This window comes from Pseudomonas sp. 4CAES_32.4, from assembly GCF_058136335.1.
Genome location: NZ_CM176882.1, coordinates 1832844 through 1845987 on the forward strand (window position 1 = coordinate 1832844; position 13144 = coordinate 1845987).

Annotated in this window: 11 protein-coding genes; 6 read left to right on the top strand and 5 right to left on the bottom strand. The window is 59.8% G+C overall.

What is annotated here, in order from left to right; genetic code table 11:
* Genes AC3Y64_RS08325 through AC3Y64_RS08335 form a run of 3 tightly spaced genes read left to right on the top strand, consistent with a single transcriptional unit; the run spans nucleotide 1 to nucleotide 1943 of the window.
* Nucleotides 1-1209 (top strand): MFS transporter, encoded by a 1209-nt coding sequence (locus tag AC3Y64_RS08325; protein ID WP_489987084.1) that lies wholly within the window; start codon nucleotides 1-3, stop codon nucleotides 1207-1209.
* Entirely contained in the window at nucleotides 1206-1328 is a 123-nt protein-coding gene (locus AC3Y64_RS08330; RefSeq protein WP_256585511.1) for a hypothetical protein, read from the top strand. Before AC3Y64_RS08325 ends, AC3Y64_RS08330 begins: the two co-directional genes overlap by 4 nt.
* A gap of 54 nt (nucleotides 1329-1382) precedes the next feature.
* On the top strand, nucleotides 1383-1943 hold the full coding sequence (locus AC3Y64_RS08335; protein WP_158958479.1) for a glutathione peroxidase: 561 nt from the start codon (nucleotides 1383-1385) through the stop codon (nucleotides 1941-1943).
* 171 nt (nucleotides 1944-2114) lie between these two features.
* Here AC3Y64_RS08335 and AC3Y64_RS08340 read toward each other — a convergent pair whose 3' ends face one another.
* The 3 genes from AC3Y64_RS08340 to AC3Y64_RS08350 all read right to left on the bottom strand — a co-directional run bounded on the left by AC3Y64_RS08340 (nucleotide 2115) and on the right by AC3Y64_RS08350 (nucleotide 4514).
* On the bottom strand, nucleotides 2115-3386 hold the full coding sequence (locus AC3Y64_RS08340) for an OmpP1/FadL family transporter (RefSeq protein ID WP_158955836.1): 1272 nt from the start codon (nucleotides 3384-3386) through the stop codon (nucleotides 2115-2117).
* Nucleotides 3387-3532: 146 nt separating this feature from the next.
* On the bottom strand, nucleotides 3533-4015 hold the full coding sequence (locus AC3Y64_RS08345) for a hypothetical protein (RefSeq protein ID WP_489987085.1): 483 nt from the start codon (nucleotides 4013-4015) through the stop codon (nucleotides 3533-3535).
* Between the two features lie 274 nt (nucleotides 4016-4289).
* Nucleotides 4290-4514 (bottom strand): hypothetical protein, encoded by a 225-nt coding sequence (locus tag AC3Y64_RS08350; RefSeq protein ID WP_003214941.1) that lies wholly within the window; start codon nucleotides 4512-4514, stop codon nucleotides 4290-4292.
* Between the two features lie 962 nt (nucleotides 4515-5476).
* Here AC3Y64_RS08350 and AC3Y64_RS08355 point away from each other — a divergent pair.
* On the top strand, nucleotides 5477-5800 hold the full coding sequence (locus AC3Y64_RS08355; protein ID WP_489987086.1) for a sel1 repeat family protein: 324 nt from the start codon (nucleotides 5477-5479) through the stop codon (nucleotides 5798-5800).
* A gap of 175 nt (nucleotides 5801-5975) precedes the next feature.
* Nucleotides 5976-7340 carry a DNA recombination protein RmuC gene (locus AC3Y64_RS08360; RefSeq protein WP_178113670.1) on the top strand — a complete coding sequence of 455 codons (1365 nt, stop codon included), beginning with the start codon at nucleotides 5976-5978 and terminating at the stop codon, nucleotides 7338-7340.
* Between the two features lie 78 nt (nucleotides 7341-7418).
* Here AC3Y64_RS08360 and AC3Y64_RS08365 read toward each other — a convergent pair whose 3' ends face one another.
* Nucleotides 7419-10889: a hybrid sensor histidine kinase/response regulator gene (locus AC3Y64_RS08365; protein WP_489987087.1), complete on the bottom strand. Its 3471-nt coding sequence runs from the start codon at nucleotides 10887-10889 to the stop codon at nucleotides 7419-7421.
* 385 nt (nucleotides 10890-11274) lie between these two features.
* Nucleotides 11275-11817 (bottom strand): TetR/AcrR family transcriptional regulator, encoded by a 543-nt coding sequence (locus AC3Y64_RS08370; protein ID WP_489987088.1) that lies wholly within the window; start codon nucleotides 11815-11817, stop codon nucleotides 11275-11277.
* A gap of 91 nt (nucleotides 11818-11908) precedes the next feature.
* On the opposite strand from AC3Y64_RS08370, the gene AC3Y64_RS08375 reads away from it, so the two are divergent.
* Complete coding sequence (locus tag AC3Y64_RS08375) at nucleotides 11909-13108, top strand: MFS transporter (RefSeq protein WP_489987089.1); 1200 nt, start codon at nucleotides 11909-11911, stop codon at nucleotides 13106-13108.
* Nucleotides 13109-13144: the final 36 nt, after the last annotated feature.

Sequence of the window (13144 nt, forward strand, 5' to 3'; positions counted from 1 at the left end):
ATGACATCGATGTGGCGTACGTGCGGTTGGGTGTTGGTCGGCAGTGCGCTGATTCTCGCGTTGTCCTTGGGTGTGCGGCACGGCTTCGGCCTGTTTCTGTCGCCGATGAGTGCGCAGTTTGGCTGGGGTCGTGAGGTCTTCGCGTTCGCCATCGCTTTGCAGAACCTGATCTGGGGTCTGGCGCAGCCGTTTACCGGCGCGCTGGCAGACCGTTTCGGCGCGGCGAAAGTGGTGCTGATCGGCGGTGTGCTCTACGCCGTGGGTCTGATATGCATGGGGATGTCGGATTCGGCAGCGACGCTGTCGCTGAGCGCCGGTTTGTTGATCGGTATCGGTCTGTCGGGCACTTCGTTCTCGGTGATCCTCGGCGTTGTCGGCCGGGCCGTGCCGCCAGAGAAGCGCAGCATGGGCATGGGCATTGCCAGTGCCGCCGGTTCGTTCGGCCAGTTCGCCATGCTGCCGGGCACGCTGGGTCTGATCGGTTGGCTCGGCTGGTCGGCGGCGTTATTGGTGCTGGGCCTGCTGGTGGCGCTGATCGTGCCGCTGGTGAGCATGCTCAAGGACAAACCGTTGCCGGTGCTCGGTCATGAACAAACCCTCTCCGAGGCGCTGCGCGAAGCCTGCTCGCATTCGGGATTCTGGTTGCTGGCTTTCGGATTTTTTGTCTGTGGCTTTCAAGTGGTGTTCATCGGTGTGCATCTGCCGGCCTATCTGGTCGATCAGCACTTGCCGGCCAGTGTCGGCACCACGGTGTTGGCGCTGATCGGGTTGTTCAATATTTTCGGCACCTACACCGCCGGCTGGCTCGGCGGACGCATGTCGAAACCGCGCCTGCTAACCGGTTTGTATCTGCTGCGTGCGGTGGTGATCGTGCTGTTCCTGTGGCTGCCGGTGACCACCACGTCGGCGTACCTGTTCGGCATGGCGATGGGTTTCTTGTGGCTGTCGACGGTGCCGTTGACCAACGGTACGGTGGCGACCTTGTTCGGCGTGCGCAATTTGTCCATGCTCGGCGGTATCGTGTTCCTGTTCCATCAGCTCGGTTCGTTCCTCGGCGGCTGGCTGGGCGGGGTGGTGTATGACCGTACCGGGAGTTATGACTTGATCTGGCAGGTGGCGATTCTTCTGAGTGTATTGGCGGCTGCGTTGAACTGGCCGGTGCGCGAGCGTCCGGTCGCGCGTCTGCAAGCCGCTGCGAGCGCCGCATGAGTCGATTCTGGCCGCGCATGGTTATCAGCGCACTCGGCGCCGCACTGCTGGCGCTGGTGTGGTGGGGCTGGCAGCAGGGCGGTCTGGCGCTGATGCAATTGGGCATGAGCATTTGCTAGAAGCGAGCGTGGCGAGTAACGTCGAAGCCTGACTACTGCTCAAGGATGTTCGACATGCTGATGCGCTGGTGTGCTGTTCCCGCGTTGCTGATGGCGTTGACTGGCCTGGCCCAGGCCGCTGACTGTCCTGAACTGCTGCAAGGCTCGCTGCCGAAGTTGCGGGCCAAGGACTCAATCGATTTGTGCCAGCAGTACGCTGACAAGCCTTTAGTGGTGGTCAACACCGCCAGCTTCTGCGGTTTCGCGCCGCAGTTCGAAGGCCTTGAGGCGCTGCATAAACGCTATGAGGGGCAAGGGCTGGAAATGCTCGGCGTGCCCTCCAATGACTTCAAGCAAGAATCCAAGGACAGCGCCGAGACCGCCAAGGTCTGTTACGCCAACTACGGCGTGACGTTCGCCATGACCGAGCCGCAGAAAGTCCGTGGCGATGACGCCACCCATCTATTCCAGGTGCTGGCGGCGCAGAGCAGTGCGCCGAAGTGGAATTTCTACAAATACGTGATCGATCGGCAGGGCAAAGTCATTGCCAATTTCTCCAGTCTGACCAAACCGGATGATCCGGAGTTTATCGCCGCGATCGAAAAAGCCATCGCCTCGAAACCCCTCAAGCCATGACCCGATCCGTGTAGGAGCTGCGGCATGCTGCGATCTTTTGATCCTGTTTTTAAAATCAAAAGATCGCAGCGTGCCGCAGCTCCTACAGGGATTTCAGGTGAAAAAAAGCCCCGCCTCTGCAAAGAGAGCGGGGCTTTTCAGTGGGCGAGGGATTAGCCTCGCCGTGCAGCATCAGAAGCGGTAGGTCGCGCCGACACCAAAACCGTTTGCCGAGTTTTCATACTTGGAGTTGTAGGTCTGGCCACGATCGTTCTGATTGCGGATGTTGACCGACTCTTCCTTGAGGTACGAGTAAGCAACGTCGATGGTCAGGTCGTCGGTCGGGCTCCAGCCAGCACCGATGCTGAAGATCGTACGGTCGCCAGTCGGGATACGCGGCGAACGGTCGACGTTGTTGGTCGGCGACTGGTCGAAGGTCAGACCGGTGCGCAGTACCCATTCCTTGTTCAGCTGGTACGAAGTACCCACGGCGTAAGCCCAGGAATCGTGCCAGTTCTGGTCTTCGGTGATCTCGCCGAACTGACCGGCCAGCAGCGGCTGTACACCGGAGTTTTTAACGGTGATCTTTTCCAGCTGGCTCCAACGGGTAAACGTGGTACCGGCGTAGACGTTCCACTGGTCGTTGATCGCCTGGGTAACCGAGAGGTCGACCGATTCAGGTGTGGTGATCTTCAACGAAGCGTCGTACTTCTGGCTGGCGCCCAGACCGACTGCGGCCAGTGCGCCGTAGTTGACCTTGGTGTTGCCTTCCAGTTTGTAGTCGACTTTCGAGTGGTAAGTCAGACCGACGCGCGTGCTGTCGGTGGCTTGTACCAGCAGGCCGACGTTGTAGCCCAGTGCAGTGTCGTCACCCTTGATCTTGACCTTGCCGTCCGGCAGGGCTTGAGTGATCGACAGGTTGGATTCCAGCGAGCCGTCAATGCGGTTGATGGTCGGGCCGAAACCGATCGACACCTTGTCGTTGAAGGCGTAGCTGACGGTCGGCTGGAAGGTGATGACTTGTACTTCGGACTTGCTGCCGAAGTAACGGCCGGCGAAGCCGTTTTCGTAATCAGTGATCAGGCCGAACGGCACATAGACACCGAGACCGAATGCCCAGTGATCGTCGATCGGTTTGACGTAGAAGCCCATAGGTACGGAGGTGAAGGGCACCATGTCGCCTTTGTTGCTGCCGCCGTTGGGGCTGGAGCTGGCGTCGCTGATATCGGTCTTGGCATCGAGGAATGCAACGCCGCCGGTAACTTGTTCGCGCTTGAGGCGCGACATGCCGGCAGGGTTGCCATAAACAGTGCTTGCATCATCGGCAGAAGAAGATCGCCCTGCGTAACCAGTACCCATCCCGCTGATGCTGTGTTCGTTGATGGCAAAGCCAGCTGCGAAGATCTGGGTGGATGCCATGGTAACGGCGAGGCTAAGGGTGGTTTTGAGCATGACTTTTTTCATTATTAGAACTCCTGGTGATCACCGGGGCGAAAATTACCAACATTTTCGTCCCAGCGCTATAGTCCGTATGCCTTGATTTAGAGCGGTTTTGTAGGACAATCCGACCAGATTCGCGACCTGTTACAAGATCTTCCGAAACTGGACGGTCAGCAGGCGACCTGATTCAGCGGTGAAACACAGGTTTGCCAAGCGTAAGTGAAATCACGCAGGCGACCTTGGGGATGGAAGGTCTGACGCCAGATGCGCGCCATGCCGAGCAGATCGGTCGGATCGGGGAGGGTGGGGTTTTGTTCTTCGACCAGCAGCCAGGCGATGGCAGTGGCGTAACGCAGATTGACGGTCAATTCGAGGTGCGGCCCACTGAGGAATGCGTGCTGGCTGGCGAGCCCGCGAACCAGGCTGGCGCGTTCCGGATCGAGCGCCAGATAGTCATCCCACAAGGCCTGGTGGCGATGCTCGGCAATGCGGTAGAGCCCGTGGCCACGGCGGTCATGCAGAGCGGAGCCGAGGGCGGACTGGCTGGCGGCGATGCCCAACAGCAGGGATTCGGCAGTTGCGCAGTGGCGTCCCAGATAGATCAATGTGGGACGAATCACGTAGCGGCACAGTTCGCTGGCAGCGATACCCATATAGCCCTCGATTCTTGTAATGGGGGGCGAGTCCTGAAGGGGCCTTGGCAGCGGTGGATCGGTTCAGGCTCGCCGCAAGCGGATCACGCCGCTTGAGTTGAAGTGTAGTGTCATATTCACCACGTAAAGGCCTGTTTTTAAAATATTTCCGGCTTCGAGTTATAACCGTTATATCCGAAGGTGCTTAAGCATCGACGGCTAAAAGTGAAACATCGGGCAATAAAAAGCCCCGCATTTTCGTGCGGGGCTTTTGCTTTTGCAGCCTTTTCGGCTCTCAGGCAACCAGTGCCTGACGGGTACGATCGATCACGGCCTGCAGCGGTTCAGCGCTGGAGTACTGATCGGGGTACAAACGCTCGCTGTGGCGGGCGATACCGTGTTCGTTGACCAGTGTGAAGCTGAAGCAGCCTTTGCGAGCGGCCATGATCAGGCAGTTCATCGGAGCAAAAGCGTTGGTTAGGGTGCGAATGGCATCCTGAGTGTGGATTTGAGTAGACATAGTTATTAGGTGTTCCTACAAATGACACGGATAAGAACCGTGCAACGTTAAAACGTTCCAGTAACGTCGATCACCATTGATCGAACGAAGAACCCGACTGGAACAAAGCAGCCAGTTTGAAGCGCTGATAAGTTGGCGCGCTTGGGCTGGCAGGTAGGTACTTAGGAGGGCAGGCAACACATCAAGGGCAAAGGTTCTGGGCCCGGGGTGAAGATCCTGATCAATTTGCAGGTTGGTTCGGTCAGAGTAAGTGGTCTTCGCAACACCCTTTGCATCATTCAAAGGCAGTGTCGTCGCAAGATTTACCTGGAAACCATCGAGGGGTCGCTCCCGCTTTTTTCGGTAAAGGCTTCTTGGAAGAAGGTTGACCGTGGGGATGTGTTCGACCGGAATTGACTTTCAGCTTGGTACTAACGCCGCGGATACTAACGGATCGAAATGTACAAAGCAAACCCTCGTTGAAAAAACATTGCGCGCTTGGGGAGGATATGTTTGCCAGGCAGGGCGGCGCACTGAATTGGCCCGATTTTCGACCGCTGGTCGGTGAAGCGTTTTTCATCAAGTGGGGCGTCTAGCCTGCTTATCCCCAGGAAAACACCGAAAACGACCCGAAAAAGCGCATCGATATAACCGGGTAACAGGTACTTGTGCACATTAGTTGCGCAGCCTGTAACGGCGCTGTCACATCAAACCTGACCCGGATGGCTGCCTGCATCGAAAGTTTAAGTCAATGAAAAACATCGCTTTTTTTTGTTGGTGAAAAAATCGTCAGTTTGACTGGGAGCCCCATTCCACAAGGCTTTGCGAGGGTTGGAGGGCGGTTGTCCACTGAGTTATCCACAGCTTCTGTGGATTGTCCCGAGCGCTTGCTCTAGCACGGGCGTGCCGGGTTGTTTTTCGACTTTACCTGTAAGAAAAAGAGAGTAGAGTGGCGCGCCTTCCGATCTGTCCCACAGTGCTTTATGAAGTTTCGCTCAGTATCTGACTCTGTTACCTCACAACTCCCTCCTGTTACCTCGCCCAAGCGCTTTTCCGTGCGTGTTGCCGAATGGTTGCTCGACAGTCCGCGTCTGAGTGACAGCCACAATGCCAAGCACTTGGCCGGCCGTTTGCTCAAGCAACCGGCGCGCGAAGGCGTGGTGGCAGCGCAAAGCCGTCTCGGTCAACTGATGTGCCGCGAATGTGGCAATGCCCGCGACCGTCGTATCGGCCAGGATTTGCTGCGCTCGGCGGCTCGCGCGGGTGACCGGCGTGCGCAACAGGAACTCGGTCTCATCGAAGACTGAGCTGTCCAAGCTCTGGCGCCTTGGTTAACCTTCAGGCTTTATCGGATCGGCAGGAGTCGCTATGGCTATGGACTTGACCAGCGTGTTGCTCGGTCTCGCAGGGGCAGGCTTGCCGCTGCTGGCGCTGGCCTGGCAACTACAGCGCCGGGCGAGTAACGCTCAGGCTGACGTGGCGTTGCTCGAAGAGCGGCTGGCCATGGCGCAACTGGCGCAGGACGGGCTCAACGCTCAGTTGGAAGCCAGTCGCGACGAAATCGCTGATCTCGGTCAGGCCAATGCTGCGAAACAGGCGGATCTGGCGGCGCTGCGCCGGGAAGTCGAACTGCTGCAGATCGAGCGCGACGATGCCCGTGACGCCTCCCACGCCTGGAATCTCGAACGCGCCAACAAAGAAGCCGAGTTGCGCCGCCTCGACGCTCAGGCCGCTTCGTTGAACGCCGAATTACGCGAACAGCAGGACAGCCATCAACAACGCCTCAACGACCTGCAAGGCTCGCGCGATGAATTGCGCGCGCAGTTCGCCGAGCTGGCCGGGAAGATTTTCGATGAGCGCGAACAGCGTTTTGCCGAGACCAGTCAGCAGCGCCTCGGGCAATTGCTCGATCCGCTTAAAGAACGCATCCAGTCCTTCGAAAAACGCGTGGAAGAAAGCTATCAGGCCGAAGCCCGTGAGCGTTTCTCACTGGCTAAGGAGCTGGAGCGCCTGCAAGCGCTCAACCTGCGCCTGAGCGACGAAGCGACCAACCTGACCCGTGCACTCAAAGGCCAGAAAACCCAAGGCAACTGGGGCGAGTTGATTCTCGAACGCGTGCTCGAACACGCCGGTCTGGAAAAGGGGCGCGAGTACCAGACGCAGGTCAATCTCAAGGGCCCGGATGGCGAACGCTTTCAGCCGGATGTGATCATTTATCTGCCCGGCGACAAGCAGGTCGTGGTCGACTCCAAGGTCAGCCTCACCGCGTATCAACAGTACGTCGCGGCTGATGACGACACCCTCGGACAGATCGCGATCAAGCAGCACGTGCTGTCCTTGCGCAATCACGTCAAAGGTTTGGCCGGCAAGGACTACAAACGTCTGGAGGGCCTGCACAGTCTGGATTTCGTTTTGCTGTTCGTGCCGATCGAAGCGGCGTTTTCCGCCGCCTTGCAGGCCGAGCCGTCGCTGTTCCAGGAGGCGTTCGACCGCAACATTGTCATCGTCAGCCCGACCACGTTACTGGCGACGTTGCGCGTGATCGACAGCCTGTGGAAGCAGGAACGCCAGAGCCAGAACGCGCGGGAAATCGCCGAGCGCGCGGGGTGGCTGTACGACAAGTTCGTGCTGTTTATTCAGGATCTGGACGAGGTCGGCAATCGCTTGCAGCAACTGGACAAAGCCTACAGTTCAGCACGCAACAAGCTCACCGAAGGGCGCGGCAATCTGGTCAGTCGCAGTGAACAACTGAAGTTGCTGGGTGCGCGGGCGAGCAAGAGCTTGCCGGCGGATCTGCTGGAGCGGGCGATGACTGATGTTGATGGTTTGGTCGAGTTGCCTGAATAAAGAGTAAAAAATCGCAGCCTGCGGCAGCGCCTACGGGGGATCTATGTTGGAGCTGCCGCAGGCTGCGATCTTTTGCTTTTAAAGCGGCACATACCGACTCAACAACGCCCGCAACGCCGCCGGTTTCACTGGCTTGGCCAGATAATCCAGCCCCGCCGCATGCACCTGCGCCACCGTTTCGGGGCGCCCGTCCGCACTGATCACCACACCCGGCACCGGCTCGCCCAATGTGGTGCGCAGCCAGGCCATCAATTCAGTGCCGGTGTCGCCGTGATCGAGGTGGTAATCCACCAGCGCCAGTTGCGGGCGCACGCCGTCGTTTAGCAGCGCCGCACATTCTTCACGGTTGCGCGCCGTCCACACCTGACAGCCCCAACGGCTCAACAGGCTGTTCATGCCAATCAAGATGCTGTCTTCATTGTCGATGCACAGCACCTGCGCGCCGCTGAGCAATTTGCCGTTCAGCTCGGCGGCTGCGCTGACCGGTGCGATTTGTGTACGGGCCAGCGGCACGCTGACACTGAATACGCTGCCGCGCCCCGGCCACGAGCGTACACGCAAGGAGTGACCGAGCACGCGGCATAAGCCATCGGCAATCGCCAAGCCCAGCCCCAGGCCTTTTTCGGCGCGGGTCTGGTGGCTGTCGAGGCGTTTGAATTCTTCGAAAATCACCTGCTGTTTGTCTTCCGGAATCCCCGGCCCGCGATCCCAGACTTCCAGACACAATTCTCCGCCACGCCGGCGCACACCCAGCAACACCGGACCCTTGGCATAGCGGAACGCGTTGGTCAGGAAGTTCTGCAGAATCCGCCGCAGTAACTTGATGTCGCTGTCGATGCGCAAATGACTGCCACGTACGCGGAACGTCAGACCCTGTTCCTGTGCCAAAGCCTTGAATTCGGCCCCCAGTGTGTCGAACAGTTCGTTGACCGCAAACGCCTTGCGATCCGGATTGATCTTGCCGTTTTCCAGACGGGAAATATCCAGCAGGTCGCTGATCAGGTCTTCCGCCGAACGCAGCGAACTGTCCAGATGCTGCACCAGTTTCTGCGCTTCGCTGCTCAAGCCATCGTCTTGATGGGAGAGGGCGGCGGAGAACAGCCGGGCCGCGTTCAACGGTTGCATCAAGTCGTGGCTGACCGCCGCGAGAAACCGGGTTTTCGACTGGTTTGCCGATTCGGCATTACCCTTGGCTTCGGTCAGCGCGACGTTGAGTTGCGACAGTTCCTGGGTGCGCTCGCTGACCCGTTGTTCCAGGCCTTCGTTGGCCTCGGTCAGCGCCTGCTCGGCTTCGCGGAACGCAGTGATGTCGGTAAAACTCATGACGAACCCGCCGCCTGGCATCGGGTTGCCGATCAACTCGATCACCCGGCCGTTGGGGAACAGCCGTTCCGAGGTGTGCGCCCGGCCCTGGCGCATCCAGTGCAGGCGCCGGGCCACGTGGACTTCGGCTTCACCGGGGCCGCACAAACCGCGTTCGGCGTTGTAGCGAATGATGTCGGCAATCGGCCGGCCGAGTCTGATCAAACCGTCCGGGTAATTGAACAGCTCCAGATAACGCCGGTTCCACGCCACCAGCTTCAGCGACTGGTCGACCACGCTGATGCCCTGGGTGATGTTTTCAATGGCGCCTTGCAGCAGTGCACGGTTGAACTGCAGCACTTCCGAGGCTTCGTCAGCGATTCGGACTACGTCCTCCAGCTGCATTTCCCGACCTTCGATGGCGGCTTTTACTACAGCGCGTGTCGAAGAAGCGCCAAGCACGCCGGCCAGCAACCGTTCGGTGTGGGCGATCCATTCGCCGTCGGCGTTCTGGTTCGGGTTGAAACCTTTGCCTTGTCGATAGGCGAAGCGAATGAAGCTCTGTCGCGCGCGTTCTTCACCGACAAACCGCGCGGCCAGTTGCAGCAAATCGTCGATCTGCACCGCCAGCATTGAGCGTGCGCTCGGTCTTGCACTGATTTCCTGACCGATAAAGCGCCCGGCCTGCCAGTGTTCCGAGACCCGCGTGCGCGACAGTACCGAGACCCAGGCGAATAAGGTGAAGTTGCCCGCCAGCGAGAGCACCACGCCTTGTGTCAGCGGGGTGATCGGCAGGTTCAATGGATTGCTGTGCAACCACGCCAGCCCCGGGAAACTGTTCAGCGACCAGCCGAGACTGTGCGCGGCAATCGGCAGAATCAGCGTGTAAAACCACAGGAACGTTCCGGCAGCGAGCCCGGCGAAAACACCGCGGCGGTTGGCCTGTTTCCAATACAACGCGCCGAGCATCGCCGGGGCCAATTGCGTCACGGCCGCAAAGGCAATCTGGCCGATGGTCGCCAGGCTTGCGGTCGAGCCGAGCAGGCGATAAGCGACATAGGCCAGCAACAGAATCACCACGATGCTGACGCGGCGCACCGACAGCATCCACTGGCGGAACACTTCGAACGGGCGCTCGGCGTTGTTGCGGCGCAGCAACCACGGCAACAGCATGTCGTTGGAAACCATGGTCGACAACGCCACGCTGGCGACAATCACCATGCCGGTCGCCGCCGACGCGCCGCCGATAAATGCCAGCAGCGCCAGCGCCGGATGGGCTTGCGCCAAGGGCAGGCTGATCACGAAGGAGTCCGGCAACACGTCGCTCGGCAGCATCATCTGACCGGCCAAAGCGATCGGGACTACAAACAGCGCGGCCAAAGCGAGGTAGGCCGGGAACACCCATTTGGCCAGACGCAGATCCTGCGGGTCGATGTTCTCCACCACCGTGACATGGAATTGCCGGGGCAGGCAGATGATCGCCATCATCGCCACACCGGTCTGCACCACCATCGACGGCCAATTAATCGTTTCTTTCCAGTACTCCTCGAGGCGTGGCGCGAGCATGGCTTGATTGAACAAATCGTCGAAACCGTCGTACAAGCCGTAGGTGACGAAGGCGCCGACGGCGAGGAAGGCGAACAGTTTGACCAGCGATTCGAAGGCAATCGCCAGCACCATGCCACGGTGGTGTTCGGTGGCATCGAGGTTGCGCGTGCCGAAGACAATGGTGAACAGCGCCAGCACCAGCGAGACGATCAGCGCGGTGTCCTGGGCGCGGGTGCCCATGGCGTCGGCGCCGGCGCCGATCAACAGGTTCACGCCGAGGACGATGCCTTTGAGTTGCAGCGCGATGTAGGGCAGGACGCCGACCAGACAGATCAGCGCGACCACCACCGCCAGCGATTGCGATTTGCCGTAGCGCGCGGCGATGAAGTCGGCGATGGAGGTGATGTTCTCCTGTTTGCTGATCATCACCATCTTCTGCAGAACCCACGGCGCGCCCACCAGCAGCAGGATCGGCCCGAGGTAGATCGGCAGGAAGGACCACAGTTGTTCAGCCGCTTGGCCAACGGCGCCGAAGAATGTCCAACTGGTGCAGTAAACCGCCAGTGACAGGCTGTACACCCAGGCACGCATGCGCGGCGGCAACGGCGCGCTGCGACGGTCGCCGTAGAAGGCGATGGCGAACATGATGGCCATATAGGCCAGGGCGACGGCGGCGATCAGCCCGGTGGACAACGACATGCAACACTCCCGACAGAAGACTCCCCGGCACTCCTGCCCGGGCGGACAGTCTCGCATGCGCGAGGCGGTTAGTCAGTGTCGACCAAGGTCGTGGCGTGGCGGGGTGTCGCAGGGCTGGAACAGGGTGGTTTTTGCGGTGACCGGTCGGGCCTCATCGCTGGCAAGCCAGCTCCCACATGATTCGCGGCGCCCACAAAATTCGGGTTCACTGGAGATCATTGTGGGGCTGGCAAGCCAGCTCCCACATGATTCGCGGCGCCCACAAAATTCGGGTTCACTGGAGATCATTGTGGGGCTGGCAAGCCAGTTCCCACATGATTCGCGGCGCCCACAGAATTTGGGTTCACCGGAGATCATTGTGGGAGCTGGCTTGCCAGCGATGGCGTCAGTCCTGCTGCAACGCGATATCAATCAACCTGTGCAATTCTTCCACTTCGAGTGCCGCCGCCGAAAACAGAATCCGGAACACCACCGGCGCCACCACCAGATTGATCAACCGATCAATACCCGGCGCGGTCTCATCCGGGTGCCGCGCAATGATCGTCTGCAATTGCGCGCCAATGATCGTCACGCAATACCCCGGCGTCATGCTCGCCTGGACATCCCGCATCATGTTGCGGCCCGGCTCGGAACTCATCTCGTCGAGGTACTGCTCGGCCCACGCGCGGATATCGCTACGCAAACTGCCGGTTTCAGCCGGTTCGCTGTCCGGACGCATGCGGGCGAGGGCCACGTCGGCAAGCAGTGCCGCCAGATCGCCCCAGCGCCGATAAATCGTCGACGGCGTGACCCCGGCGCGTGCGGCGATTTGCGGCACAGTCACGGTGGAACGCTCCTGTTCCTGCAGAAGCGCATGCACTGCCGAGTGAATCGACTCTTGCACCCGGGCGCTGCGACCGCCGGGGCGTAAACCTTCTTTAATAGCCATGCGGCAGACCTTAACACAAAGAATTTGCTTTAAGCGCGAGGCGGTAGCACACTCCGCAAAAGCGAAAAATTAGCTTTTGCGGAGTGAACCCATGACCAGCCCCCTAGATAACGTCGCTTCCCATCGATCCAGCCTGTGGTTTCTGGCGATCACCTTACTCAGTTTTCTCGCCGCGTCCACGGCGCCGACGCCTCTGTATCACCTGTATCAGGATCAGCTGCATTTCTCGGCAGCGGTGCTGACGCTGATCTTCGGTGTTTACGCGCTCAGTCTGCTGGCGGCTCTATTGACCGTCGGCTCGCTGTCCGATCACCTCGGACGCAAACCGGTGATCTTCACCGCCGTGCTGCTCAATGCGCTGGCGATGCTGTTGTTCATCTACGCCGATAGCGTGACGTGGCTGATCAGCGCTCGCGTCCTGCAAGGTTTTGCCACCGGTATGGCCACGGCGGTTTTGAGTGCGACGTTGCTCGACACCGATCGCCAGCAAGGCCCGTTGATCAACAGCGTCGCGCCGCTGCTGGGGATGGCGCTGGGTGGCATGGGTTGCGGCTTGCTCGCCGAATTTGCCCCGGCGCCGTTGCAGCTGACCTATTGGTTGTTGCTGGCGCTGTTTGTATTGCAGGGCGTGTATGTCTGGCGCCTGCCGGAAAGCGTCTCGCCGCAGACCGGAGCATGGGCATCGTTACGGCCAACATTGCATGTGCCGGTTCAAGCGCGCTCGACGTTGTGGAGGGTTCTGCCATTGAACACTGCAACGTGGGCACTCGGTGGTTTTTACGCATCGTTGGCGCCGTCACTGGTGCGCACCGCCACCGGGTCAACGTCCAACCTGATCGGCGGCGCAACGGTAGCAGCACTGACCGTGACCGGCGCGCTGATGATCTTTACCCTGCGCAATCGCAGCGCCAAACGCGCATTGCAACTGGGCGCAAGCTTGCTGCCGATGGGGTTGGTGCTGATCCTGCTCGGCGTGCACAGCGCCAGTCTGTCGCTGTTTTTCCTTGGCACACTGGTCGCCGGTTGCGGATTTGGCTCGGGGTTTCTCGGCGCCGTGCGCAGCCTGGTGCCACTGGCCTTACCCCACGAGCGGGCGGGTTTGATGTCGGCGTATTACGTGCTCAGTTATCTGGCGTTCTGCTTGCCGGCGTTGTTGGCCGGGCATTTGTCGCGCAGCTACGGACTGCTGGCGACCACCGATGGTTATGGTGCGGCGTTGATTGTGTTGGCCGTTGGCGCACTGTTGTTGAGCCTGCGTCCAGCGGCAGTCAAGGCGTGTGGCGCTCCATAACGGCCTCGGTTTCGGTTAGCCTTGGCCGGACAATAT

What these genes read in the sequence shown, in the direction of transcription:
- AC3Y64_RS08325 (WP_489987084.1), top strand. Translation starts at nt 1, where the DNA reads ATGACATCGATGTGGCGTACGTGCGGTTGGGTGTTGGTCGGCAGTGCG.
- AC3Y64_RS08330 (WP_256585511.1), top strand. Translation starts at nt 1,206, where the DNA reads ATGAGTCGATTCTGGCCGCGCATGGTTATCAGCGCACTCGGCGCCGCA.
- AC3Y64_RS08335 (WP_158958479.1), top strand. Translation starts at nt 1,383, where the DNA reads ATGCTGATGCGCTGGTGTGCTGTTCCCGCGTTGCTGATGGCGTTGACT.
- AC3Y64_RS08340 (WP_158955836.1), bottom strand. Translation starts at nt 3,386, where the DNA reads ATGAAAAAAGTCATGCTCAAAACCACCCTTAGCCTCGCCGTTACCATG.
- AC3Y64_RS08345 (WP_489987085.1), bottom strand. Translation starts at nt 4,015, where the DNA reads ATGGGTATCGCTGCCAGCGAACTGTGCCGCTACGTGATTCGTCCCACA.
- AC3Y64_RS08350 (WP_003214941.1), bottom strand. Translation starts at nt 4,514, where the DNA reads ATGTCTACTCAAATCCACACTCAGGATGCCATTCGCACCCTAACCAAC.
- AC3Y64_RS08355 (WP_489987086.1), top strand. Translation starts at nt 5,477, where the DNA reads ATGAAGTTTCGCTCAGTATCTGACTCTGTTACCTCACAACTCCCTCCT.
- AC3Y64_RS08365 (WP_489987087.1), bottom strand. Translation starts at nt 10,889, where the DNA reads ATGTCGTTGTCCACCGGGCTGATCGCCGCCGTCGCCCTGGCCTATATG.
- AC3Y64_RS08370 (WP_489987088.1), bottom strand. Translation starts at nt 11,817, where the DNA reads ATGGCTATTAAAGAAGGTTTACGCCCCGGCGGTCGCAGCGCCCGGGTG.
- AC3Y64_RS08375 (WP_489987089.1), top strand. Translation starts at nt 11,909, where the DNA reads ATGACCAGCCCCCTAGATAACGTCGCTTCCCATCGATCCAGCCTGTGG.